The organism is Allobosea vaviloviae (assembly GCF_001298265.1).
Classification (GTDB): Bacteria; Pseudomonadota; Alphaproteobacteria; order Rhizobiales; family Beijerinckiaceae; genus Allobosea; species Allobosea vaviloviae_B.
Window position 1 is genome coordinate 48550 of sequence record NZ_LGSZ01000037.1, and the last position, 23681, is coordinate 72230.

Here is a 23681-nt window from a genome sequence, read left to right on the forward strand (position 1 = left end):
GACCCAACGGCCGGCAGGGTCAAGCTGAACCCGAGCGGACGGTGAACGGGTTCTTCAGGGAATGCGCGAGATCGAGTTAATCGCCGAGAGCTCTGAAAACACAGGGTGTTTCGTTACGGACCGCATCTGTCGCAACAAGCGGCGCAGCCGTCCGGCTTCTGTCGGAGGATGGCACGCGAAGGCGCTGATTGTGCCGTTTCGGCACGGATTGCGGCACCATCGGTGACGCGGCCAATCGGCAAAATCGTTAACGCGCGCTGTCGCGGTGCGCCGAAGTCTTAACGAAGCCGAAAGGTGGCAGGGCCACCGGGCCAGCCTCCGTCTGGCCACGCCGGCAGGGCATGCAGGTCCAAACCTTGTCCAGGACGCCCACGACCCTCTAGGGTGCCGCTCCAACGAGTCAGGGGCCGACAATGAACCAGATCGATCTTCAGGGACGAACCGCCATTATCACCGGAGGCGCGCAGGGCATCGGGCGCGCCGTGGCGGAACGCTTCGCCGCCAGCGGCGCCCATGTCGCGATCTGGGATCTGGATGGCGCCCTCGCCGCCAAGACCGCCGCCGAGATCGGCGGGACTGCGACCGGGATCGGCATCGACGTGACGGATGCGGCGGCTGTAAAGGCCGCCGCCGATGCGCTGGAAGCGAAGCAGGGCAGCGTCGACATCCTCGTCACCAGCGCCGGCATCGCCGGCGCCAATCTCAAGACCTGGGAATATCCGCTCGACGAATGGGCGCGCGTGATGCGCCTCAATGTCGACGGCACGCTGCATTGCTGCCAGGCCGTCATCCCCGGCATGATCAAGCGCAATTACGGGCGGCTCGTGCTGGTTGCCTCGATCGCCGGCAAGGAGGGCAACCCCAACGCATCGGCCTATTCGGCCTCGAAGGCGGCCGTGATTGCGCTCACAAAATCGCTCGGCAAGGAGCTCGCGACGCAGGACATCGCAGTCAACTGCATCACGCCCGCCGCCGCCCGCACGCGCATCTTCGACCAGATGAGCGAGGAGCATATCGGCTATATGCTGGCCAAGATCCCGCGCGGGCGCTTCCTTTTGCCCGACGAAGTCGCATCCATGGTCGCCTTCCTCGCCTCGGCCGAGAACAGCTTCACCACCGGCGGCGTGTTCGACCTGTCGGGCGGCCGGGCGACCTATTGAGCCACGGATCCGGCTTTGATCGCGACGCCGGACATTTTTAAAGACGCGCCATGATCCCAAACCTGCCTTCCGCCGCCGTGCTTGGTGCGCGCGCCTTCGCCGCGCTCCAGGGGCTCAACCGCTTCACCGACGAGCCGGGAAAGCTGACGCGTCTCTACCTCTCCCCGGCCCATCGGCAGGCGGCGGAATGGACGAAGGGCGCGATGGAGGTCGCAGGCTTGAGCGCCTTCATCGACGCGGCCGGCTCGGTGCAGGGGCGCCGGGACGGCCCGGTTCCGGGAGGCCCTTGCGTGATCATCGGCTCGCATATCGACACGGTGAAGGATGGCGGCCGCTTCGACGGCAATCTCGGCGTCGTCGCCGGCATCCTGGCGGCGCAGGCCCTGCGCGACGCTGGAATCGTTTTGCCATTCGCGCTGGAGGTGGTTGCCTTCGGAGACGAGGAGAATGTCCGGTTTCCGACGCATCTGTCGACCTCGGCCGCGCTTGCCGGGCATTACGACCCGGACTGGCTGGATGGGCGCGACGCCGAGGGCACACGGCTGGCCGACGCGCTCGTCGCCTTTGGCGGCGACCCTTCTGGCATCGCCGCGCTTGCGCGCAAGCCCGGGTCGGTGAAGGCCTATCTCGAAGTCCATATCGAGCAGGGGCCGGTGCTTGAGGTCGAGGGGGAGGCCGTCGGCATCGTCACCGCGATCAACGCCCAGCGGCGCGCCCGCGTGCGCGTCACCGGCGAAGCCGGCCATGCCGGAACCGTGCCGATGCCCCTGCGCAAGGACGCGCTGACCGCCAGTGCGGAGATGGCGCTGGCGCTCGAGTCCATTGCAGCCGGGCACGAGCAGGCCGTCGGCACCGTGGGGACTTTCAGGGTCGATCCCGGCGCCGCCAATGTCGTCCCGGGCGCGGTCGAATTCACCGTCGATATCCGCAGCCCGTCCAACGAAACGCTCGCCAGCCTGGATCTGGCGATCCGCAGCCGTTTTGGCGAGATCGCGGCGCGGCGCGGCGTCTCCCTCGACATCGCGTTCTATACCAACGCGCTTGCCGTTCCGATGGATCCTGGCCTTCAGGAGGCGCTCGCCGTGGGCGCGGCGCGCGCCGGCGGCAATCTCGCCGCAAGGCGCCTGCCTTCGGGCGCCGCCCATGATGCGATGGCGATGGCGTCTCTGTGCCCGTCGGCCATGCTCTTCGTGCGCAACGAGAAGGGCGTCAGCCATTCCCCTCTCGAAAACATGACCGAGGCGGATGCCGGGACGGCTATCAGGGTCCTGCTCGAGGCGATCGTCGAACTGGCTCGGCGCGAGGATTGAACGCAACCCCGGCGGGTGCCGCGACACCGCGTGCCATTTCCGCTGTCAGGCCTTAAGCCTAGAAAGCGCACGCCGCAGGAGGCTGGCGATGGACCACGAGACTTTCTTCCGGAACGAACTCGACGGCTTGCGCCGCGAGGGGCGCTACCGCGTCTTCGCCGATCTCGAACGCCAGGCCGGCCGGTTTCCGCGCGCGATCCATCATGGCGAAGGCGGCCCACGCGAGATCACCGTCTGGTGCTCGAACGACTATCTCGGCATGGGCCAGCACCCGACGGTGCTCGCGGCGATGCATGAAGCGCTCGATTCCTGCGGCGCCGGCGCCGGCGGGACCCGCAACATCGGCGGCACCAACCACTACCATGTGCTGCTGGAGGCGGAGCTCGCGGATCTGCACGGCAAGGAAGCCGCGCTTCTGTTCAACTCCGGCTACATGTCGAACTGGGCCTCGCTCGGCACGCTCGCCTCGCGGATTCCGGGCTGCGTCGTGCTGACGGATGCGCTCAACCACGCCTCGATGATCGAGGGTATCCGCCATTCGCGGGCCGAGCGGCACATCTTCGCCCATAACGACCCCGACGATCTCAGGCGCAAGCTCGCCGCGCTCGATCCCGCCCGGACGAAGCTGATCGCCTTCGAATCGGTCTATTCGATGGATGGCGACATCGCGCCGATCGAGACCTTCTGCGACATCGCCGAGGAATTCGGCGCGATGACCTATATCGACGAGGTTCACGCGGTCGGCCTCTACGGGCCGCGCGGCGGCGGCGTCAGCGAACGCGACGGGCTGACCTCGCGCCTGACCGTGATCGAGGGCACGTTGGCCAAGGCCTTCGGCGTGATGGGCGGCTATATCGCCGGCTCGGCAGCCTTGTGCGACTATGTCCGCAGCTTCGCCTCGGGCTTCATTTTCTCCAGCTCGCTGCCGCCGCCGGTCGCGGCGGGCGCACTCGCCGCGATTCGCCACCTCAAGGGCAGCAACATCGAGCGCGAGCGCCATCAGGACCGAGTCGCGACGCTGCGCCGAAGGCTCGACGAGGCCGGCATCCCGCATCTGCCCAACCCCAGCCATATCGTGCCGGTGATGGTCGGCGATGCTGCTCTGTGCAAGACGGTGAGCGACGAACTGCTCGACCGCTTCGCCATCTATGTCCAGCCGATCAATTACCCGACCGTGCCGCGTGGCACCGAACGGCTGCGAATCACGCCTTCGCCGCTGCATTCCGACGCCGACATCGACCATCTGGTGGCGGCGCTGAGCGCGATCTGGGGGCGGGTGGGGCTGAAGCGCGCGGCGTGATCAGTTCGCTGGCGGCGGACCGAAGCGCGCCAGGAAAGCCTGCGCGCGCGGCATCGCATCGTGAAGAAATTGGCCCGGCTCGCGCAACCAGAGCCCATCATAGGTCTTCGACTTCGCCTCGGAGATCAAAACGTCCTCCGGCAACGGCACCAGCGTCCCGTCCCAGCCGGGCCACCAGAGCCGGCCCTTGGTCCAGTGATGCGCGACCAGCGCCCGCTCGCAGCGATAGCCATGGAAGTCGAACGCCGTCTCGCCATTCGTGACAAAGACATGGTTTCCCGTGAAACCCTCCTCGGGCCTGATCCAGACGGCGCGGAAATTCCGGTCCGGATAGGCTTCGAGAAACGCATAGGCGAGGATATGGCAGGCCCCGCAGGCGAAGAAGATCCGTTCTGGCAGATTCCAGCGTTTCACAGGGTCGCTCTTGATACCGGGCTTCAGCCTGAACATGTTGGCGGCTCCTGTTCACTGAAAGGCCGAGGCGCAATCGCATGTCCGAGACTAGCAACGCCTCCCTGATGCACGCGACCACCATCCTGATGGTGCGCAAGAGCGGGCGGGTCGTGATCGGCGGCGACGGACAGGTCTCGCTCGGCCAGACCATCATGAAGGGCAATGCCCGCAAGGTGCGCCGCCTCGCCAAGGGCGCGGTCATCGCAGGCTTCGCCGGCGCCACTGCCGACGCCTTCACTTTGTTCGAGCGGCTGGAAACCAAGCTGGAGCAGTATCCGACGCAATTGCTGCGCGCCTGCGTCGAGCTCGCCAAGGACTGGCGCACCGACCGCTATCTGCGCCGGCTGGAGGCGATGCTGCTCGTCGCCGACAAGGAGGTCTCATTGCTGATCTCGGGAACCGGCGACGTTCTGGAGCCGGAGGCCAGCGAGCATGGCTCGGTGATGGCGATCGGCTCGGGCGGCAATTTCGCATTGTCGGCAGCGCGCGCTCTGATCGACATCGATGATGATGCCGAGGCGATCGTGCGCAAGGCGATGAAAATCGCCGGCGACATCTGCGTCTACACCAACCATTCGCTCGTCATCGAGACATTGGAGACGCCATGATCGCCGAGCAGGATCTCCAGGCTGCGGTCGCGGAAGGAATCATCGACCAGGCGCAAGCCGTGCGCATCGCCCATCTGGCGCGGCTGCGGCTGGAAGCAACGGCCTCGTCCGCGCCTCGCCTGCGCGACAGCGTGACGGCGGACGACCGCCTCGCCGTCGATCCCGACGACGAGCGCTTCCGGCTGATCGGCGGCTTCAACGACGTCTTCGTCGCCATCGGCGTCTGCCTGCTCGCGGGTGCGCTGCTAGGATTGTCGCGCGTGGTTGGCTTCGGCGATGCCTTCGCCGGTGTGGCGCTGCTCTGCGCTTGGGGGCTGAGCGAGGTCTTCGCGCGGCGGATGCGGCTGGCGTTGCCCTCGATCCTGCTCGCCGCGATGTTCTGCGCAGCGGCGGCGCTGCTCGTCGCGCAACTCACGGCCGACCGGGGGCTGCCCTCTATCCTCTATGGCGGCTGGGTTGTCGCTGCCTTGGCCTTCTCGGGCGCGGCGCTCCTGCATCACTGGCGTTTTCGCGTGCCGATCGACATGGCTCTGGTGGCAAGCGGCGGCATCGGCGTGCTGCTGGCGCTGATCTCGGCGATCGCGCCGGCGCTGGCCCAAGATTACCTCAACCTGATCCTGCTGGCCTGCGGCCTGTCCGTCTTCGCGCTGGCTCTGCGTCTCGACATGCGCGATCCGCGCCGCCTGACCCGCCGCTCCGATGCCGCCTTCTGGCTGCACCTGCTCTCCGCCGGGCTGATCGTGCATCCGGTCTTCCGCAGCATGGTCGGTTCGACCGGCGATTTCGGCACGACCAAATCCCTGATCATCCTTTGCATCTTCGCGGTGCTCGGCGTGATCGCGCTTGTCATCGACCGGCGCGCGCTTCTGGTCTCGGCGCTGAGCTATGCCGGCATCGCGGTGGCCTATCTGATCTCGCAGAGCGTCTCGACGAATCTCAGCCTGCCGCTGGCCTTGCTCGGCCTCGCCGTGCTGGTGCTGGCGCTTTCGGCCGGCTGGCGTGGCTTGCGCCGCGCGCTTCTCCCCGTGCTGCCGCTCGGGCGCTGGCGCGAGAGGCTGCCGCCAATCGACGCCCCCCCTGCCTGACACCGCCGCGTGACCGGCCGGCGCCCCCTTTCCATTCAGGATATGCGGTTTCCATGACCTCCTTCTCTCCCCGCGAGATCGTCTCCGAGCTCGACCGTTTCATCGTCGGCCAGAACGACGCCAAGCGTGCCGTCGCCATCGCCTTGCGCAATCGCTGGCGCCGCCAGCAGCTCGAGGGGCCGCTGCGCGAAGAGGTCTCGCCGAAGAACATCCTGATGATCGGGCCGACCGGCTGCGGCAAGACCGAGATCGCGCGGCGCCTCGCCAAGCTCGCCAACGCGCCCTTCCTCAAGGTCGAGGCGACGAAGTTCACCGAGGTCGGCTATGTCGGCCGCGACGTCGAATCGATCGTGCGCGACCTCGTCGAGATCGCGATTTCGCTGGTGCGCGAGAGCCGGCGCAAGGATGTCCAGGCCAAGGCCCATGTCGCGGCGGAAGAGCGCGTGCTCGACGCGCTGGTCGGCGTCAATGCCAGCCTCGCCACCCGCGATTCCTTCCGCCGGAAGCTCCGCGCCAACGAACTCGACGACAAGGAGATCGAGGTGGAGATCGCCTCGGGCAGTCAATCCTCCGCGCCGATGTTCGAGGTGCCGGGCATGCCGGGCGCCTCGATCGGCGCCATCAACCTCTCCGACATGTTCGGCAAGGCCTTCGGCCAGAAGGGCAAGCCCCGGCGCGTGCTGGTGAAGGACGCCTATGGCCCGCTGCTGACGGAAGAGAGCGACAAGCTGATCGACCAGGAGGCGATCGTGCAGGCCGCGATCCGCGAGGTCGAGAACAACGGCATCGTCTTCCTCGACGAGATCGACAAGATCTGCGCCCGCGAGGGCAAAGGCGGGGCCGATGTCTCGCGCGAAGGCGTGCAGCGCGACCTGCTGCCGCTGATCGAGGGCACGACGGTCGCAACCAAGCATGGCGCGGTGAAGAGCGACCACATCCTGTTCATCGCGTCGGGCGCCTTCCACGTCTCGCGCCCGTCCGACCTGCTGCCGGAGCTGCAGGGCCGCCTGCCGATCCGCGTCGAATTGCAGCCGCTCGACGTCGATGATTTCAGGCGCATCCTGACCGAGACGGAGGCCAGCCTGATCAAGCAGACGGTGGCGCTGATGGCCACCGAAGAGGTCACCGTCGACTTCACGCCTGACGCAATCGACGCCATCGCGCGCATCGCGGTCGATGTGAACTCCACCGTCGAGAACATCGGCGCCCGCCGGCTCCAGACCGTGATCGAGCGCATCCTCGACGACATCTCGTTCACGGCGCCCGACCGCTCGGGCGAGACCGTGACGATCGACGGCGCCTACGTCCAATCGCGCATCGGCGATCTCGCGAAGAACGCGGATCTGAGCCGGTTCATTTTGTAACCGGCCGTTGAAGGGAAAGGCGGCGATGCCGGCTGAACCCGCGAAACTCGCCCGCAACTCGCTCGTCGTCGGGCTGGCGACGGTGCTGTCGCGTCTGCTCGGCTTCGCCCGCGACATGCTGATCGCGCGCATGCTCGGGGCAGGCCCGGTGGCGGACGCCTTCCTCGTCGCCTTCCGCCTGCCCAATCTGATGCGGCGCGTGCTGGGCGAGGGTGGGCTGAACGCGCCCTTCGTGCCGGTTTATCTCGATTTGCGCACCGAAGCGGGCGTCGAGGCAGCCAGGCATTTCGCAGGCCAGGCTTTTGCCTGGCTCGCACTCGCGCTCAGCGTCGTCACCGCGCTCGGGCTGTTGCTGGCGCCTTGGCTGGTGCTCGCCATCGCGGGCGGGTTTCACGACGCGCCGGCGACGCTCGCCATGGCGACGAGCTACACCCGCATCGCACTGCCCTTTCTCGCCTTCACCACGCTGGCATCGCTCCTGGCTGCGGTGCTGAACTCCGAGGGGCGCTTCCTCGTGGCGGCACTTGCGCCCTCCCTGCTCAATCTCGTCCTGATCGCGGCGCTGGTGGTTGCGCTCGTCACGGGGATGCCGTCGCAGCAGGGCGCGGCGCTGATCGCGGCGGCGGTCAGCCTCGGCGGGGCGCTGCATCTGCTGATGGTTGCGATCGCGCTGTGGCGCGGGAAGACCGGGCTGGCGCGGCCGCGGCTGCAGTGGTCGCCGGGCATGACGCGGCTGGTAAAGCTCGGCGGGCCGGCGCTGCTGGCGGCCTCGACCTCACAACTCGTGCTGCTGGTGGCGACGCAGATTGCCTCGGCTCAGCCAGGCGCCGTGTCCTGGCTCTATTATGCCGACCGTGTCTTCCAGCTGCCGCTCGGTTTCGTGGCGGTGGCGATGGGGGTGGTGCTCTTGCCGGCCATTGCCGCGCAGGAAAGCCATGGCGACGCGGCGGGGCGGCGACAGACGATCGACCGGGCGCTGCTGCTGGGGCTCGCTTTGGCGGTTCCGGCCGCGACGGCTCTGGCCTGGCTGGCCGACCCGATCATCTCGGTGCTGTTCGAACGCGGCCGGTTTACCGAAATCGACCGCATCCGCACCGCCGATGCGATGCGCGCCTTTGCCTTTGGCCTGCCCTTTGCCGTGATTGCGAAGGTCTTCGCCCAGGTCTATTTCGCCCGGCAGACGCCGCACCTGCCGCTCTACGCCGGCCTTGCCGCGCTGATCGTGGCGATCCTCGCCGGCCGGTCCGGGACGATGGCGATGCCCGCGACAAATGCGGCCGCGGCGGCCAGCCTTGCCTTCGTGACGCAGGCCGGGGTTCTGGGGGGCTTTCTGCTGCGCGACCGGCTCTGGCGGCCGCAGCGCCGGATGCTGCGACCGATGCTCGCCATCATGGCGGCCAATCTCGTCATGCTGGCCGGCATCGAGGCCGTGATGCCCCGGCTTCTCTCCAGCCTGTCCATAGACGCCGCTTTGAGCCGGCGGATCGCTGCGCTGACGCTGCTGTGTGGTGTCGGATGCGTACTCTACGCGCTTGCCGGCCGGCTGCTGGGCGCGTTCCGCTTGCGCGAACTCGGGCGGTTCGGGAAAACGTCCTGAACGGGCCGGCCTTGGCGCTCCTTGGGCGATGCGCGGCTGCCGTGACTGTAGCGCGCCCCTTGCGCGCCGCGCGGGCTTCGGCCAGAACGCGGCACTCCGAACGACCCCCCTTTTTCGCGGGAGCGCCCCGATGGCGACGACTTTCCACCAGCGCGTCTTCTCCGGCATGCAGCCGACCTCGACGCTGCATCTCGGCAATTATCTGGGCGCGCTGACCAACTGGGTCGCGATGCAGGAGACGCATGAGTGCATCTATTGCGTCGTCGACATGCACGCGATCACGGTCTGGCAGGACCCCGCCGACCTGACGCGGGCGATCCGCGAGGTCACGGCGGCCTATGTCGCCGCGGGCATCGACACCAAGAAGAGCATCATCTTCAACCAGAGCCAGGTGCATCAGCACGCCGAACTCGCCTGGGTGTTCAACTGCGTCGCAAGGCTGGGCTGGCTCAACCGCATGACCCAGTTCAAGGAAAAGGCCGGCAAAGACAAGGAAAACGCCTCGATCGGGCTTTATGCCTATCCGGCGCTGATGGCGGCCGACATCCTGCTCTACAAGGCGACGCATGTTCCGGTCGGCGAGGACCAGAAGCAACATCTCGAGCTGGCGCGCGACATCGCGCAGAAGTTCAACAACGACTTCGGCGTGCAGATCGAGCAACGGGGGCTGGCCACCGGCAATCTCGGCTTCTTCCCGCAGCCGGAGCCGATGATCCAGGGGCCGGCGCCGCGTGTGATGAGTCTGCGCGACGGCACCAAGAAGATGTCGAAATCGGACGCTTCCGACAATTCGCGCATCAACCTGACCGATGACGCCGAGACGATCGCGCAGAAGATCCGCAAGGCCAAGACCGACCCCGATGCCCTGCCCTCCGAGGAAAAGGGTCTCGAGGGCCGGCCCGAGGCCGAAAACCTCGTCGGGATCTATGCCGGCCTCAACGGCCAGACCAAGGCGCAGGTGCTCGGCCAGTTCGGCGGCGGCCAGTTCTCCGGCTTCAAGGCGGCGCTGGTCGACCTCGCGGTCGAGAAGCTCAGCCCGATCGCCGGCGAGATGCGCCGCCTGCTCGACGATGTCGGCCATATCGACGCCATTCTCGGCGACGGCGCGCAGCGGGCGCAGGCCATCGCCGCCCCGATCATGCGCGACGTCAAGGACATCGTCGGCTTCGTGCGGCCGCGCTGATGCCGAGCCTGTCGGGGCGGGCTTGCGCTGACGCAGCGGCGCGGTTCACCATGCGTGTTCCCGGAGCGGCGGCAGGGCAATCGACATGGTGAAGCGACGGCGGTCCTATGAAACGGGCCATCGCCCGAAATTTCTCGCGGTGGTGGACGACAGCGCCGAATGCGCCAAGGCCGTCCGCTTCGCCGCACGGCGCTGCGCGCGGCTGGGGGCCTCGATCGTGCTTCTGGGCGTGGTGACGCCTCCCGAGCATGAAACCTGGCTCGGCGTCGGCGCGGTCATGCAGGCGGAGGCCGAGGCCGAAGCCGAGAAGCTGATCGACACCGCCGCGGCCTCCGTGCGCGGTCTGGCCGGGCTGGAGCCGGAACGCGTCGTGCGAACCGGCGACAAGGCCGACGAGGTCGTCAAGCTCATCGAAGCCGACGAGGACATCTCCCTGCTCGTGCTCGCCGCAGGCGCCGGGCGAGAGGGGCCTGGGCCGCTGGTCAGCGCGCTCGCCGGCAAATCGGCTGCGAGCTTCCCGATTCCGGTCGCGATCGTGCCAGGCCATCTGGAAGACGAGGAAATCGACGCGCTGGCGTGAGGCTCTTCCTCGGTCTGCGCCGCGCCTGGCCTTAGCTTCGCGCTGGAATGATTCCACGCGGGCGCCTATATCGGAGACAGGAACGGCGGCCTTGAACCGTCCGGGACCGGAGATTTTCATCATGTTCATCCAGACCGAAGCCACGCCCAACCCCGCGACGCTGAAATTCCTGCCCGGCCGCGCCGTGATGGCGGACGGAACGCTCGAACTGCGCGATCCCGACCAGGCCGAGCGTTCGCCGCTGGCGCAGCGGCTGTTCGGCGTCAACGGTGTCTCCGGCGTTTTCCTCGGCTCGGATTTCATCACCGTGACCAAGTCGGCAGGCGAATGGCCGCATCTCAAGCCGGCCATTCTCGGCGCGATCATGGAGCATTTCATGTCGGGCGCGCCGGTTCTGTCGGACGGCTCGCGCGCCGATGTCATCGAGGAGGGCGAGTTCTTCGCCCCCGAGGATGCGCAGACGGTCGAGACCATCAAGGACCTGCTGGAGACGCGCATTCGGCCCGCGGTGGCGGGCGATGGCGGCGACATCACCTTCCGCGGCTTCAAGGACGGCACGGTCTATCTGGCGATGAAGGGCTCCTGCTCGGGCTGCCCCTCCTCGACCGCGACGCTGAAGCACGGCATCCAGAATCTGCTGCGCCACTTCCTGCCGGATGTGCGCGAGGTCGAGGCGGTTTGAGCGTGTCCCGAAGCTGATGCGCATTCTCGCGATCGATACTGCGCTTGGCGCCTGTTCGGCCTGCGTGCTCGATACCGCCGACATGGTGAACCCGCTGGCGATCGAGCAGATCGCGATGGAGCGTGGCCATGCCGAGGCGCTGATGCCGCTGATCGAGCGCGTCATGGATGCGGTCGAGGGCGGGTTTTCCTCGCTCGACCGGGTGGCCGTCACCGTCGGGCCGGGCAGCTATACCGGCTTGCGGGTCGGGGTCAGCGCCGCCCGCGCAATCGCGCTCGCGGCAAACATTCCCGCCGTCGGGGTCACGACGCTCGCCGCCTGTGCCGCCCCGCTCGTCGGTCGCGAGCCCGGCCGCGTCATTGCCGCCGCGCTCGATGCCAAGCATGGCCAGGTCTGGTTCCAGGCCCTGAGTTCGGAGGGCCGCCAGATCGTCGCCCTGCGCCAGGTCAGCTATCGCGACGCCGCGCGCGCCATCGGCGCCGGCCCGGTCAGCCTGGTCGGCTCGGCGTCGCTCGCCGTCGCCAACGAGGCCTGGGCGATCGGCCTCGACGCGCTGGTGCTCGACGATGCGCGCGCGCCCGACGTGATCTGGGTGGCGCGGCTGGGCATGATCGCCGACCCCGATTCGGCGCCGCCGCGTCCGCTCTATCTGAAGGCGCCCGAGACGACCCCGCAGGATCGCGCCCGCCTGCCGCGCCGCTAGGGCTTCAATGCACCAACTGCGGGAAATCCATCTGAGATGACGCTAGGGCACTTGCCAGCGCGCGCGTCTGTGCCATCAAGCGCCATGGACTGGCTGCGTCGATTGCGACACCCTCATGCGAGCCCGGCGCGGACCGGCCGCCTCGACGCGCGCCATGCCCGCGACGTGGCGGCGCTGCACAGCCAGGGCGGCTTCGCGCGTGGCTGGGATCCAGGCGAGTGCGCGGCGCTCCTGGCGGATGCCAGCATCGCCAGCGACGGCGTCTTCTGCGGACAGAGCCTGCACCCGGCCGGCTTCGTGATGTCGCGCCAGGCGGCCGATGAAGCGGAAATCCTCTCGATCGTAATCGCGCCCGGCCAGCGCCGGAGCGGACTGGCCGCCAACCTGCTCGGCGCGCATCTGTCGACGCTTGCCGGCAATGGCGTCATCCAGGTGTTCCTCGAAGTCGAGGAGGGCAATGTCGCGGCCGAACGGCTTTACCGGCATCTCGGCTTCCGCGAGGTCGGCCGGCGCAAGGGCTATTACCCCAAGCCTGACGGTAGCCGGGCCACGGCGGTCGCGATGCGGCTCGATCTGGCATGACCTCCATTCGCATCGGCGGAGTTGCGCGGGCATGACCGGCTTGCGTCCCGGCGCGATCCTGCGGCTGTCCTCCCTGGCACTCGCCACCATCGCGCTGCTGCCGGTACAGCTTGTCATAGCCCGGCTCGCCCCGGGGAAGAGTGCCACGATTCCTCTCCTGTTCCATCGCCTGACCTGCCGCTGCCTCGGCGTGCGTCGGCGCATCCGGGGAACGCCGCCTCCGGCCGGCAGTGGCGGGCTGATCGTCGCCAACCATGTCTCCTGGCTCGACATCTCCGTGCTCGGCGCGGAGAGGCCGGTCTGTTTCGTGGCCAAGAGCGAGGTCCGGGGCTGGCCGGTGATCGGCTTTTTGTCCCGCTTGCAGCACACGCTCTTCATCGATCGATCGCGCCGCGGCGCCACTGCGGATGTCGCGGCGCAGATGGGCGAGCGGCTGTCGGCGGGACAGGCCGTCGTGCTGTTCGCAGAGGGCACCACGGGCGACGGCACGCGCATCCTGCCGATGCGGTCATCGCTGCTGGGAGCCGCTCATGAAGCGCTCAAGAGCGAGATCGACGGAGCCGACGAGGCCGATATCGCGGTCTACCCGCTGACGATCAGCTATACCGGTTTCCACGGCATCGCCGGCGGGCGGGTCGAGCGGACGGCGCTCGCCTGGTATGGCGAAACCGAACTCGCGCCCCATCTAAAGGCCGTCCTCGATGCCGGCGCCGTCGATGTCGAACTCGCCTGGGGCGAGCCGATCGCGATGGGCCGCAAGACCTCGCGCAAGGAGGCGACGCGGCTGGCCGAGGCTGCGATCCGCAAGGCGCGGCAGGAGACGGTGAGCGGGCGGCCGCTGGCCTGAAACCGTCAGGCACGGGATTGGCCCGGCTGTTGCTTGCATAGAGGCAATGGCTTGATCGGCGGGATTGGGCGTCCGGTCATTTCCTCGGGGCGCGATACGGAGTAAGGAGGCGGTTTGGAGACCAGACCCTTCGCGATGAAGAAAGTCCACATCAAGTCCTTCGGCTGCCAGATGAACGTCTATGACGGCCAGCGCATGGCCGACATCCTGGGCGAACAGGGCTTCGAGGAAACGCCGACGCCCGAAGGCGCCGACCTGATCCTGCTGAACACCTGCCATATTCGCGACCGGGCGGTGCAGAAGGTCTATACCGAGCTCGGCAAGCTGCGCGACATCAAGACCGCGCAGAAGGCACAGGGGCAGGACACCCGCATCGTCGTCGCCGGCTGCGTCGCGCAGGCCGAAGGCGCCGAGATCCAGCGGCGCCAGCCCGCCGTCGATCTCGTCGTCGGCCCACAGGCCTATCACCGGCTGCCGGAGCTCCTCGAGCAGGCGCAGCGTCGACGCACCGTCGACACCGACCTGCCGATCGACGACAAGTTCGGCCATCTACCGGCGCCAAAACCGGCGGCGATCCGAGCGCGCGGCATCTCGGCTTTCGTCACCGTGCAGGAGGGCTGCGACAAATTCTGCGCCTTCTGCGTCGTGCCCTATACGCGCGGCGCCGAATTCTCGCGGCCGGTCGCGCAGATCATGGCCGAGATCGAGCGGCTGGCGGCGTCGGGCGTGCAGGACGTCACGCTGATCGGCCAGAACGTCAACGCCTATCATGGCGAGGGCTCGGACGGGCGCGCCTGGGGCCTGGCGCGGTTGATGCATCGCGTGGCGGAGGTTCAGGGAATCCACCGCATCCGCTACAGCACCAGCCATCCCAACGACATGGATGACGACCTGATCGCGGCCCATCGCGATCTGCCGCAGGTAATGCCCTTCCTGCATCTGCCGGTGCAGGCGGGCTCCGACCGCATCCTTTTGGCGATGAACCGCAAGCACACAGCCGACCAATATCGCCGCCTGATCGAGCGGGTCCGTCAGGCGAGGCCCGACATCGCACTGTCCTCGGACTTCATCGTCGGCTTTCCCGGCGAGAGCGACGCCGATTTCGAGGAGACGATCGCGCTGGTCGACGAGATCGGCTTCGCCTCCAGCTATTCGTTCAAATATTCACCGCGCCCGGGCACGCCCGCCGCCGATCTGCGCGAACAGGTGCCCGCCGCGCTGATGGATGAGCGGCTCCAGCGCCTGCAGGCGCGCATCGAGCATCACCGGCAGGCCTTCAACCATGCCATGGTCGGGCGCACCGTCGAAGTGCTGCTCGAACGCGCGGGACGGCATCCGCGACAGCTTGCGGGAAAGACGCCCTACCTTCAGGCTGTGCAGATCGAGACGGAGACGAATCAGATCGGCGACCGGGTGCAGGTGGTGATCGAGCGGGCGGGCTCCAACTCCCTCTTCGGCCGCAAGGCCGGGGAGCCGGATACGCCGAGCCAAAATCCTGCGATGCTAGATCCTGCTGCGCGAGATCCCGCGAACAAGGACCTCGCGGCTTGACCGCGGTTTTCGCATCGATCCGGGCTGGCCTGCAGCGGCGGGCGGCGGCGAGCCGCTGTCATCAGCCTGAAATCGAAGCGCCGGCTGATATGAGCGAGCGATTTGCGAGACGACCCGGCCCAACGCTTCTGTCCGGCCGGAACAGGCGCCAGGGAGACGACGCTTTTGGCACAGGCTGACTCGACGACACCGAGACCGGAACGGGGCCCGCGGCGCGAGGTCGCGCCGTCACGCGTGGAAAGCCTGACGCGTGACGGATTGCCCGTCACCGAAGTCCTGCTCTCGTTCGACGACAACCGGCTGGCGAGCCTGGTCTTCGGCCATTACGACCAGAACCTGGCGCATCTAGAGCGCAGGCTGGGCGTTGTGGTCAGCCCCAATGGCAACCATGCCACCATCAAGGGCCCGCGCGAGACCGCCGAACAGGCCGGTCGCGTGCTGAAGACGCTCTACACCCGCGCCAAGGCCGGCGCCTCGGTGACGCTGGGAGAGGTCGACGGCGCGATCGAGGAGAGCAATGTCCAGCGCTCGCTGTTCCCGGCCGCGGATGCGGGCAAGACCTCCTTCGATGCGATCGTGACGCGCAAGCGCGGGCCTGTGCGGGCCCGCAATGCGGCGCAGGATGCGTATCTGCGCCAGCTCAAGCGCAACGAACTCGTGCTGGCCGAAGGCCCTGCCGGCACCGGCAAGACCTGGCTTGCGGTCGGACACGCCGTCTCGCTGATCGAGCAGGGCGTGGTCGAGCGCATGGTGCTGTCGCGGCCCGCCGTTGAGGCCGGAGAGCGTCTCGGCTTCCTGCCCGGCGACATGCGCGAGAAGGTCGATCCCTATCTGCGGCCAATCTATGACGCGCTCAACGACTTCATGGAGGCGCGCCATGTCGAGCGCGCCCTGCAGACCGGCATGATCGAGATCGCACCGCTCGCCTTCATGCGCGGCCGCACCCTAACCAATGCGGTGGTGCTGCTCGACGAGGCGCAGAACGCGACCTCCGTGCAGATGAAGATGTTCCTGACCCGCCTCGGCGAGGGCTCGCGGATGATCATCACCGGCGACCCCTCGCAGATCGATCTGCCGCCGGGCCAACGCTCGGGACTGATCGAGGCCGTGAGGCTTCTGTCGGGCGTCGAGGGCGTCGGCTATGCCAAGTTCGAGGAGGGCGACGTCGTGCGCCACGACCTCGTGCGCCGCATCGTCATGGCCTATGAGGGCGCCGCGCGGCGCGAGCGTGAAGAGCGCGAGGAGCGGATGCGCGCCGCCGTGCCGGAACCGCAGGCTCCGATCGAAAGCGATACGGAGGGGCTGAAGCGCACCCTGTCGCGGGAGCGGCCGCGATGACCGACCGATCTCGCGCGCGGCGTTCGGCGCCGCGGCCTGAGACCAGCCCCCCGGCGCTCGCGATCACCGTCCGGGCCCAGTCGCGCCAGTGGCGCACGCTCGGCAACCTAGCCGTTCTGCGCGCTCTGGTGACACAGGCGACGCAGGCCGCGCTGGCTGTCTCGCCCGTTCAGCCCCTCGACGGTGCCGAACTCAGCCTGCTCCTGACCGACGACCGGCGCATCCGCATCGTCAACCGCGATTGGCGCGGTTTCGACAAGGCGACCAACGTTTTGTCCTTCCCGGCCGCGCCGCCGGACCGGATCGCGACGAGCCCGATGCTGGGCGACATCGCCGTCGCCTACGAGACCGTCGAGCGCGAGGCGCAGGCCGAGGGCAAGAGCCTTGCCGACCATCTCAGCCATCTCGTCATCCACGGCCTGCTGCATCTGCTCGGCGAGGATCACGAATCCGAGGCCGAGGCGCAGCGCATGGAAAGCCTCGAAGTGGCGGCTCTCGCCCGGCTCGGCATCGCCGACCCCTATGCCGATGGCGAACTCGTCGCGCGGCCGCAAGCCATTGCCGCTGCCTCTCCCCTAACCCCGCTCTCTCCCCAAGCCCCGAACCGAGACCAACCTCCAAGATCATGAGCGACGACAGTCGACCGAACCAGACCGAGGCCGCCGGTCGCGGCCTCTCCCATTGGCTCAGCCATTTCCTCGACAGGCTCGGCCTGCGCGGCGGCGGGACCATCCGCGAGGACATCACCGAAGCGCTGGCGCAGGGCAGCGGGCAACTCGCCGATCTCAGCGCGCAGGAGCGCGCGATGCTCTCCAACGTGCTCAGCCTGCGCGAGCGCCGCGTCGGCGACGTGATGATCCCGCGCGCCGACATCATCGCAGTGCCGGCCGATGCGACGCTCGACGAATTGCTGGCGCTGTTTCGCACCGCCGGTCATTCGCGCCTGCCGGTCTTCGACGACTCGCTCGACGACCCGCGTGGCATGGTCCATATCCGCGACTTCCTCGAATTCATCGCCGGCCAGGCCAGGGCCGAGCCGACGGCCGGTCTCTCCGAGACCGCCTTCCACGACCTGTCTGCCGTCGATCTCACGATGACGCTCGCCGCCACCAAGATCCTGCGCCCGGTCTTGTATGTGCCGCCCTCGATGCCGGCGGTCGATCTGCTGGTGAAGATGCAGGCGACGCGGACCCATATCGCGCTGGTGATCGACGAATATGGCGGCACGGACGGGCTGGTCTCGATCGAGGACCTGATCGAGATCGTCGTCGGCGATATCGAGGACGAGCATGATCTCGAGGAGGCGCCGACGATCGCGCCTGCCGGCGAGGACAGCTTCACGGCCGATGCCCGCGCCACGCTCGAGGAGCTCCGGGATGCGACCGGGATCGACCTGTCGGACACGCAGGTCGCCGAGGATGTCGATACGCTGGGCGGCCTGATCGTGACGCTGGCCGGACGCGTGCCAGGCAACGGCGAGGTGGTCGAGGGCCCCGAAGGGCTCACCTTCGAGATCATCGAGGCCGATCAGCGCCGTGTGAAGCGTCTCAGCATCCATCGTCGCGCGCCGGCGACGCCTGAAACCGAGTCCGCGTCGGAGCCAGGCTGATGCGGATCGCGGTGCTGGCCGACAGCGTCATCCTCGCTTGGGGTTGGCGCAAGCGACTGATCGCGCTCGTCGCCGGCGCCAGCGGCGCGCTCGCCTTGCCGCCGCTCGACCTCTGGCCGCTGATCGTCGTGCCGATGACGATCGCCGTCTGGCTGATCGACGGCGCGGTCGGCACCAGTGTCCTCGGGCGTTTCCGCGCCGCCGCCGCCGTCGGCTGGTGGTGGGGCTTCGGCTTCTTCCTGGCCGGGCTGTGGTGGCTCGGCGCTGCCTTCCTGGTCGAAGCCGACAAATTCGCCTGGGCGATGCCGCTCGGCGTCGTCGCGCTGCCGGCATTCCTGGCGGTGTTTCCGGCGCTGGCCTTCGGCTGCGCGAGGCTGCTCTGGCCGTCCGGCGCGGGGCGCATCCTGATGCTCGCGGTCGTGCTCTCGCTCAGCGAGTGGCTGCGCGGCCATGTGCTGACCGGCTTTCCCTGGAACGTTTACGGCATGATGCTGGCCGGACAGGGCCAGATCGCCCAGTTCGCCTCGCTCGCCGGGCTCTACGGCCTGACGCTGTTTGCGATTGCGATCGGAGCCGCGCCGGCGACCCTGGGAACCGGCGAAACCGGCGCTGGTCGCTGGCGCGCGCCTATCGCTGCACTGGTCGTGCTGGCAGGCCTGATCGGCTTTGGCGCCTGGCGCGTACCTGCGGGGTCGGTGCCGCTCGTCGCCGGCGTCAAGCTGCGGCTGATGCAGCCCAATCTGGCGCAGGATGCGAAATTCAGCGCCCGCAACGGCGAGGCCATCCTGAACCAGTATCTGGCGCTCAGCGACCGCGCGACGAGCCCGACCACGCCGGGCGTCCAGGCCGTCACCCATCTGATCTGGCCGGAATCGGCCTTTCCCTTCCTGCTCGGCCGAACCCCGCAGGCGCTCTCGCGGATCGCGGCGCTGCTGCCGCCGAACACGACGTTGATCACGGGCGCGGCGCGCGCCGGCGAGGCGCTTCCAGGCGAGAGTCGGCCCCCGATCTTCAATTCGATCCAGGTCGTCGATGACGAGGGAATGATCGTTTCAAGCTATGACAAGGTCCATCTGGTGCCGTTCGGCGAATATCTGCCGCCCTTGCTGGAGACGCTGATCCGAAGCCTCGGCCTTTCGGAATTCGTCTCGGTCCCCGGCGGTTTCGCCTCGGGCACGCGGCGACTGCCTCTCTCCATCCGCGGCCTGCCCCCTGCAGCACCTCTGATCTGCTACGAAGTGATCTTCCCCGGAGACGCCGCACCGACCGGACCGCGCGCCGGCTGGATGCTCAACCTGACCAATGATGGCTGGTTCGGCCAGACCAGCGGCCCCTACCAGCACTTCGCCCAGGCCAGGCTGCGGGCGATCGAGGAGGGGCTGCCGCTCGTGCGCGTCGCCAACACCGGCATCTCCGGCGTAACGGACGGTTACGGGCGGATCATCGCCAGCTTGCCCCTCGGCACGGAAGGCGTGCTCGACGCCGGCCTGCCGCGCGCCGCGCCAGCTCCGCCTTATGCCCGGTGGGGCGATGCGGTCTATGCGCTGCTGCTGGCCGGCTTCCTGCTCCTGTCGCGGTTGCAGCCACGTCAATAATCCCATTTGGAACTTTTTTACGGTGACGCTAAGCTCCGAGCAGCCGGCTTCTTAAACCAATTGACTATGCCGCCTCGCGCGATAATGCATCCGGGCGGAATACAGATCCAAGGCTGTCGTTCATGCTGAAAAAAGTTCCCAACCCGATCGACCGTCATGTCGGCAGCCGCGTGCGCATGCGCCGCATGCTGGCCGGGGTCAGCCAGGAGAAGCTTGGGGACGCGCTCGGGCTGACCTTCCAGCAGGTGCAGAAATACGAGAAGGGCTCCAACCGCATCAGCGCGAGCCGCCTGCAGCAGATCGCCAAGATGCTGGACGTGCCCGTATCGTTCTTCTTCGACGGCGCCCCGACCGGCGATATGCCGACAGGGGGATTCTCGGATGCGGCGTCCTCGGCCTACGTGTCCGACTTCATGTCGAGCAGCGAGGGCGTGCAGCTGACCAAGGCCTTCGTGCGCATCAAGAGCCCCAAGGTGAGGCGCCGCATCGTCGACCTGGTCGAGTCGCTGGCCGAGGAAGACACCGGAAACGCGTGATTCAGCCCGAATATTGTTCGTCCTGACGAACAAGACTCCCGATAAACGGATTGCCTTGCTTGACGGCGAACGCGTCCGCTGCAAAGAGGATGGCCGTTTTCGCCGACCGGGCGCGTTTTCGAGCCGGTCATCCGTCCCACCCCTGCAAAAGGGCTGCCCGACCGTGTCACGCCAGAATTACCTGTTCACCAGCGAATCCGTCGGTGAGGGCCATCCCGACAAGATCTGCGACCGGATTTCGGACGAGGTCGTGGACCTGTTCTTCAAGGAAGCCGCCAAGTCCGGCATGGATGCCGCCCAGGTGCGTGTCGCCTGCGAAACGCTGGCCACGACCAATCGCGTCGTCATCGCCGGCGAGGTCCGCACCTCGCTCGACGAGAAGGCGATGAAGAGCAAGGTCAAGTCGGCCGCGCGCAAGGCGATCAAGGCGATCGGCTACGAGCAGGACGGCTTCCACTGGAAAAAGTGCAAGATCGACGTGCTGCTGCACGCCCAGTCGGCGGACATCGCCCAGGGCGTCGACGCCTCCGGCAACAAGGACGAAGGCGCCGGCGACCAGGGCATCATGTTCGGTTATGCTTGCCGCGAGACGCCCGAGCTGATGCCGGCGCCGATCTATTACGCGCACAAGATCCTCGAAGTGCTGGCCAAGGCCCGTCACGCCAAGGAAGGCGCCGCCGCCAAGCTCGGCCCGGACGCCAAGAGCCAGGTCACCATCAAGTACGAGAACGGCAAGCCGGTCGGCGTGACCCAGATCGTGCTCTCGACCCAGCATATCGACGAAAGCCTGTCCTCGGCCGACGTCCGCAAGATCGTCGAGCCGTATATCCGCGCGACCCTGCCCGAGGGCTGGATCACCAAGGAGACGGTCTGGCACGTCAACCCGACCGGCAAGTTCGTGATCGGCGGCCCCGATGGCGACGCCGGCCTGACCGGCCGCAAGATCATCGTCGACACCTACGGCGGAGCGGCTCCCCATGGCGGCGGCGCGTTCTCCGGCAAGGACCCGACCAAGGTCGACCGCTCGGCTGCCTATGCGGCCCGCTATCTCGCCAAGAACGTCGTTGCGGCCAAGCTGGCCGAGCGCTGCACGATCCAGCTCTCCTACGCGATCGGCGTCGCCAAGCCGCTGTCGATCTATGTCGACCTGCACGGCACCGGCAAGGTCGACGAGGCCAAGCTCGAGTCCGTCCTGGGCGAGGTCATGGACCTGACCCCGCGCGGCATCCGCACCCATCTGCAGCTCAACAAGCCGATCTACGCCAAGTCGGCAGCCTATGGCCATTTCGGCCGCAAGGCCGGCCGTGACGGCAGCTTCTCCTGGGAGAAGACCGATCTCGTCGACGCGCTGAAGAAGGCCGTCGCCTGAACGCAGACATCGCGTGATCCAAGGAGGCCGGAGCCGATCGCTCCGGCCTTTTTCTTTTGCTAGACATCGCCCCCAAGGCGCCGTCATTCCGGGCGCAGCGAAGCGAAGACCCGGGATCCATGCCGGAACCCTCTTGGGTGAAGCTCAGGCATGGACCCCGGATCTGCGCCGCTTCGCGGCTTGTCCGGGATGGCGGCGTGTTTCCCAGATCTCATGACAGTGCGTCACACCATGTCCGAACCGACCCACGACCACGATCCCGACCGTGCCTTCTTCGGCCGGCGCAAGGGCAAGGCCCTGCGCGACGGCCAGAGCCTGATGATCGACAGCGTGCTGCCGAGGCTGCAGCTGCCGGAGGGCGAGATCGCCGATATGGCGGGACTGTTTCCGCAGGCCGTGGACGCCGTGCGCCTCGAGATCGGCTTCGGCGGCGGCGAGCATCTGCTGCACCGCATGCGCGAGAGCCCGCAGATCGGGTTCATCGGCGTCGAGCCCTTCATCAACGGGATGGCGAAGTTCCTGGCCGTGATCGAACGCGAGGGCCTGACCAATATCCGGATCTGGGATGGCGATGCGGCGCTGCTGCTGCCTCGGCTGCCGGCCGGCTCGCTCGACGCGATCGATCTGCTCTATCCCGACCCCTGGCCAAAGCGGCGGCAGCGCAAGCGCCGTTTCGTCTCCGACCGGACGCTCTCGCTTTTTGCCCGGGCCCTGCGCGATGGCGGCCGCTTCCGCTTCGCCAGCGACATCGACGACTATGTCGGCTGGACGCTGGCGCGGCTGGCGCGCTCGCCCGACTTCGACTGGATCGACGAACGCGCCGACGACTGGCGTCAGCCCTATCCGGGCTGGATCCGCACCCGCTACGAGGCCAAGGCCATCGCGGCCGGGCGGGTGCCGAGCTATCTTACTGCTGTGCGTCGCGCATCCTGAGGAAGCCGAGAACGCGCTGGGCCGTCGGCTGGGCGAGGTTGCGGAAATGCTGGCGGGCGCGCTCGACTGCGGGTGCGGATTTTCCGAAATCCTTGCGCAGCCCGATCAGCGCGGCCGCGGTCTCCCACGACCAGCCCAAACCGCGGGCGACCAGCAAAACCGCATCGCGATCGGACCCGAGGATAATCTGCTCCGTCGCCGGCAATCCGAGCTGGGCCAGAACCGCGACAGCGCAGATGGCATGTTCCGTCGAGCCCGCCGTCGCGAAGGCCACGATCCTGGCCTCGTTGAGCTCGCCGGCCTCGTTCAGCCGGTTGATCTCCACCAGCGCCGCGTTGACCGCGCCGAGGTCTCCCTGAATCTGGGCCTGGGCGGCGACCGCCTGCGCGCCGCGCTCGACAGCGCCGTCGACCGCGCCGGCGAGGTCAGGCTGGAGGCCTGCGGTCAGGCGGCGGCGGGCGGAGTTCTTCGCGGCTACCATGAGCTGGTGGGCAAGTTCGGCGGGAATATCGCCTCGCGCGCCCAGCGCCATCTGCAAGGCGTCGTCCTGGACGGCGCGCATGACCAGCACGCCCATGCCGTGTTCCGAGAACCGCGCGGTGTGGTTGGCCGCGATGGCATGGGTCACGACCCGGCCGCCACGCAGGATCAGGAAGTCGGTGACCGGTTCGCCGAGATCGGACCGCTCGGTGATGGCGAGCATGTGGTCGCGGCCCTTGGCGGCCGAGATGGCCACGAGGTCCTGGTCGGTCAGGCGCTTCGAGGCGACCAGGACCGGCCGCGCGACCGCGATCTCGTCGAGCGCCAGCTGGCGAACGACGCCGGTGGGTGCATTCGGCACGGGGGCGAGCCGTTCGGACAGTTCGATGCGGGCCCTGAGTTCGATCGCGCGCGAGAGGCGGCCGATGACGACGTCGAAAATCCCGACCTGATCATCGTCCATGACGGAGGCCGTGCTGAGGAAAAGATCAGTCAGGCGCGACAGAATCTGAGCCCGGTCATCGGTCGAGCCGCGAAGCATCGTCGTCTCGAGATCGCGCAACAGCGTACTGACAGAACTCATCCCGCATCCCCAAACAACGCGCAGCACCGCACCATGGCGCAGAAGGATGACCAGCGGGTTAGCGCAACCGAAGACCTACGCCATCATCCGCATCGGGCGAGAGCGCTTGCATGCGGGGCTGATGCAGACTAAATAGCAGCCCAACAGCTCTGGTTTCGGTATCAGCCGATGATCAAGAGCGGGCCGGAAGGCCCGCTCTTTTTTGTTGGCCGCGGCCCAGCCGGGCTGGCGCA

At 67.6% G+C, this 23681-nt stretch carries 23 protein-coding genes; 21 read left to right on the top strand and 2 right to left on the bottom strand.

Annotated elements, in window-relative coordinates; genetic code table 11:
* The first annotated feature begins 413 nt into the window (after positions 1-413).
* The 3 genes from AE618_RS11420 to hemA all read left to right on the top strand — a co-directional run bounded on the left by AE618_RS11420 (position 414) and on the right by hemA (position 3770).
* Positions 414-1160 carry an SDR family NAD(P)-dependent oxidoreductase gene (locus AE618_RS11420; RefSeq protein WP_054209197.1) on the top strand — a complete coding sequence of 249 codons (747 nt, stop codon included), beginning with the start codon at positions 414-416 and terminating at the stop codon, positions 1158-1160.
* 50 nt (positions 1161-1210) lie between these two features.
* Complete coding sequence (locus tag AE618_RS11425; RefSeq protein ID WP_054209198.1) at positions 1211-2470, top strand: Zn-dependent hydrolase; 1260 nt, start codon at positions 1211-1213, stop codon at positions 2468-2470.
* An 88-nt stretch (positions 2471-2558) separates the two neighbouring features.
* Positions 2559-3770, top strand: coding sequence for a 5-aminolevulinate synthase (hemA, locus tag AE618_RS11430; protein WP_054209199.1), 1212 nt, complete (start codon positions 2559-2561; stop codon positions 3768-3770).
* On the opposite strand, the gene AE618_RS11435 is transcribed toward hemA, so the two are convergent.
* Positions 3771-4220 (bottom strand): hypothetical protein, encoded by a 450-nt coding sequence (locus AE618_RS11435; RefSeq protein ID WP_054209200.1) that lies wholly within the window; start codon positions 4218-4220, stop codon positions 3771-3773.
* A gap of 41 nt (positions 4221-4261) precedes the next feature.
* On the opposite strand from AE618_RS11435, the gene hslV reads away from it, so the two are divergent.
* The 18 genes from hslV (at position 4262) to trmB (ending at position 22385) form a co-directional block, all read left to right on the top strand.
* A complete protein-coding gene (hslV, locus tag AE618_RS11440; protein ID WP_197280756.1) occupies positions 4262-4831 on the top strand; it encodes an ATP-dependent protease subunit HslV in 570 nt (189 codons plus the stop codon).
* Entirely contained in the window at positions 4828-5916 is a 1089-nt protein-coding gene (locus AE618_RS11445; protein WP_054209201.1) for a hypothetical protein, read from the top strand. The genes hslV and AE618_RS11445 overlap by 4 nt, the downstream gene beginning before the upstream one ends.
* Positions 5917-5969: 53 nt before the next feature.
* The gene (hslU, locus tag AE618_RS11450; RefSeq protein ID WP_054209202.1) at positions 5970-7280 is read left to right on the top strand and encodes an ATP-dependent protease ATPase subunit HslU; all 1311 of its coding nucleotides are present in this window, start codon (positions 5970-5972) and stop codon (positions 7278-7280) included.
* A 25-nt stretch (positions 7281-7305) separates the two neighbouring features.
* Complete coding sequence (murJ, locus tag AE618_RS11455) at positions 7306-8877, top strand: murein biosynthesis integral membrane protein MurJ (protein WP_054209203.1); 1572 nt, start codon at positions 7306-7308, stop codon at positions 8875-8877.
* Positions 8878-9007: 130 nt separating this feature from the next.
* Positions 9008-10060 carry a tryptophan--tRNA ligase gene (gene trpS, locus AE618_RS11460; RefSeq protein ID WP_054209204.1) on the top strand — a complete coding sequence of 351 codons (1053 nt, stop codon included), beginning with the start codon at positions 9008-9010 and terminating at the stop codon, positions 10058-10060.
* Positions 10061-10145: 85 nt separating this feature from the next.
* Positions 10146-10640, top strand: a complete 495-nt coding sequence (locus AE618_RS11465; RefSeq protein WP_054209205.1) for a universal stress protein — start codon at positions 10146-10148, stop codon at positions 10638-10640.
* Between the two features lie 121 nt (positions 10641-10761).
* Positions 10762-11322, top strand: coding sequence for a NifU family protein (locus AE618_RS11470; protein ID WP_054209226.1), 561 nt, complete (start codon positions 10762-10764; stop codon positions 11320-11322).
* Between the two features lie 16 nt (positions 11323-11338).
* On the top strand, positions 11339-12025 hold the full coding sequence (gene tsaB, locus AE618_RS11475; protein WP_054209206.1) for a tRNA (adenosine(37)-N6)-threonylcarbamoyltransferase complex dimerization subunit type 1 TsaB: 687 nt from the start codon (positions 11339-11341) through the stop codon (positions 12023-12025).
* A gap of 102 nt (positions 12026-12127) precedes the next feature.
* Positions 12128-12607: a GNAT family N-acetyltransferase gene (locus AE618_RS11480; RefSeq protein ID WP_248310836.1), complete on the top strand. Its 480-nt coding sequence runs from the start codon at positions 12128-12130 to the stop codon at positions 12605-12607.
* 31 nt (positions 12608-12638) lie between these two features.
* Positions 12639-13454 carry a lysophospholipid acyltransferase family protein gene (locus AE618_RS11485; RefSeq protein WP_054209208.1) on the top strand — a complete coding sequence of 272 codons (816 nt, stop codon included), beginning with the start codon at positions 12639-12641 and terminating at the stop codon, positions 13452-13454.
* A gap of 135 nt (positions 13455-13589) precedes the next feature.
* Positions 13590-15005 carry a tRNA (N6-isopentenyl adenosine(37)-C2)-methylthiotransferase MiaB gene (gene miaB / locus AE618_RS11490; protein WP_082365194.1) on the top strand — a complete coding sequence of 472 codons (1416 nt, stop codon included), beginning with the start codon at positions 13590-13592 and terminating at the stop codon, positions 15003-15005.
* Positions 15006-15239: 234 nt separating this feature from the next.
* Complete coding sequence (locus AE618_RS11495) at positions 15240-16343, top strand: PhoH family protein (protein ID WP_248310837.1); 1104 nt, start codon at positions 15240-15242, stop codon at positions 16341-16343.
* Positions 16340-16972, top strand: coding sequence for an rRNA maturation RNase YbeY (gene ybeY / locus AE618_RS11500; RefSeq protein ID WP_082365196.1), 633 nt, complete (start codon positions 16340-16342; stop codon positions 16970-16972). The genes AE618_RS11495 and ybeY overlap by 4 nt, the downstream gene beginning before the upstream one ends.
* The gene (locus AE618_RS11505) at positions 16969-17952 is read left to right on the top strand and encodes a hemolysin family protein (protein ID WP_054209209.1); all 984 of its coding nucleotides are present in this window, start codon (positions 16969-16971) and stop codon (positions 17950-17952) included. Before ybeY ends, AE618_RS11505 begins: the two co-directional genes overlap by 4 nt.
* Positions 17952-19547 carry an apolipoprotein N-acyltransferase gene (lnt, locus tag AE618_RS11510; protein WP_054209210.1) on the top strand — a complete coding sequence of 532 codons (1596 nt, stop codon included), beginning with the start codon at positions 17952-17954 and terminating at the stop codon, positions 19545-19547. The genes AE618_RS11505 and lnt overlap by 1 nt, the downstream gene beginning before the upstream one ends.
* A gap of 122 nt (positions 19548-19669) precedes the next feature.
* Entirely contained in the window at positions 19670-20083 is a 414-nt protein-coding gene (locus AE618_RS11515) for a helix-turn-helix domain-containing protein (RefSeq protein ID WP_054209211.1), read from the top strand.
* A gap of 163 nt (positions 20084-20246) precedes the next feature.
* On the top strand, positions 20247-21452 hold the full coding sequence (gene metK, locus AE618_RS11520) for a methionine adenosyltransferase (protein ID WP_054209212.1): 1206 nt from the start codon (positions 20247-20249) through the stop codon (positions 21450-21452).
* 231 nt (positions 21453-21683) lie between these two features.
* Positions 21684-22385, top strand: a complete 702-nt coding sequence (gene trmB / locus AE618_RS11525; RefSeq protein ID WP_054209213.1) for a tRNA (guanine(46)-N(7))-methyltransferase TrmB — start codon at positions 21684-21686, stop codon at positions 22383-22385.
* On the opposite strand, the gene AE618_RS11530 is transcribed toward trmB, so the two are convergent.
* The gene (locus tag AE618_RS11530; RefSeq protein ID WP_082365197.1) at positions 22360-23448 is read right to left on the bottom strand and encodes a DUF2336 domain-containing protein; all 1089 of its coding nucleotides are present in this window, start codon (positions 23446-23448) and stop codon (positions 22360-22362) included. The genes trmB and AE618_RS11530 overlap by 26 nt on opposite strands.
* Between the last annotated feature and the right edge of the window lie 233 nt (positions 23449-23681).

Coding starts and splice junctions, on each gene's coding strand:
- AE618_RS11420 (WP_054209197.1), top strand. CDS start 414: ATGAACCAGATCGATCTTCAGGGACGAACCGCCATTATCACCGGAGGC.
- AE618_RS11425 (WP_054209198.1), top strand. CDS start 1,211: ATGATCCCAAACCTGCCTTCCGCCGCCGTGCTTGGTGCGCGCGCCTTC.
- hemA (WP_054209199.1), top strand. CDS start 2,559: ATGGACCACGAGACTTTCTTCCGGAACGAACTCGACGGCTTGCGCCGC.
- AE618_RS11435 (WP_054209200.1), bottom strand. CDS start 4,220: ATGTTCAGGCTGAAGCCCGGTATCAAGAGCGACCCTGTGAAACGCTGG.
- hslV (WP_197280756.1), top strand. CDS start 4,262: ATGTCCGAGACTAGCAACGCCTCCCTGATGCACGCGACCACCATCCTG.
- AE618_RS11445 (WP_054209201.1), top strand. CDS start 4,828: ATGATCGCCGAGCAGGATCTCCAGGCTGCGGTCGCGGAAGGAATCATC.
- hslU (WP_054209202.1), top strand. CDS start 5,970: ATGACCTCCTTCTCTCCCCGCGAGATCGTCTCCGAGCTCGACCGTTTC.
- murJ (WP_054209203.1), top strand. CDS start 7,306: ATGCCGGCTGAACCCGCGAAACTCGCCCGCAACTCGCTCGTCGTCGGG.
- trpS (WP_054209204.1), top strand. CDS start 9,008: ATGGCGACGACTTTCCACCAGCGCGTCTTCTCCGGCATGCAGCCGACC.
- AE618_RS11465 (WP_054209205.1), top strand. CDS start 10,146: ATGGTGAAGCGACGGCGGTCCTATGAAACGGGCCATCGCCCGAAATTT.
- AE618_RS11470 (WP_054209226.1), top strand. CDS start 10,762: ATGTTCATCCAGACCGAAGCCACGCCCAACCCCGCGACGCTGAAATTC.
- tsaB (WP_054209206.1), top strand. CDS start 11,339: ATGCGCATTCTCGCGATCGATACTGCGCTTGGCGCCTGTTCGGCCTGC.
- AE618_RS11485 (WP_054209208.1), top strand. CDS start 12,639: ATGACCGGCTTGCGTCCCGGCGCGATCCTGCGGCTGTCCTCCCTGGCA.
- miaB (WP_082365194.1), top strand. CDS start 13,590: ATGAAGAAAGTCCACATCAAGTCCTTCGGCTGCCAGATGAACGTCTAT.
- ybeY (WP_082365196.1), top strand. CDS start 16,340: ATGACCGACCGATCTCGCGCGCGGCGTTCGGCGCCGCGGCCTGAGACC.
- AE618_RS11505 (WP_054209209.1), top strand. CDS start 16,969: ATGAGCGACGACAGTCGACCGAACCAGACCGAGGCCGCCGGTCGCGGC.
- lnt (WP_054209210.1), top strand. CDS start 17,952: ATGCGGATCGCGGTGCTGGCCGACAGCGTCATCCTCGCTTGGGGTTGG.
- AE618_RS11515 (WP_054209211.1), top strand. CDS start 19,670: ATGCTGAAAAAAGTTCCCAACCCGATCGACCGTCATGTCGGCAGCCGC.
- trmB (WP_054209213.1), top strand. CDS start 21,684: ATGTCCGAACCGACCCACGACCACGATCCCGACCGTGCCTTCTTCGGC.
- AE618_RS11530 (WP_082365197.1), bottom strand. CDS start 23,448: ATGAGTTCTGTCAGTACGCTGTTGCGCGATCTCGAGACGACGATGCTT.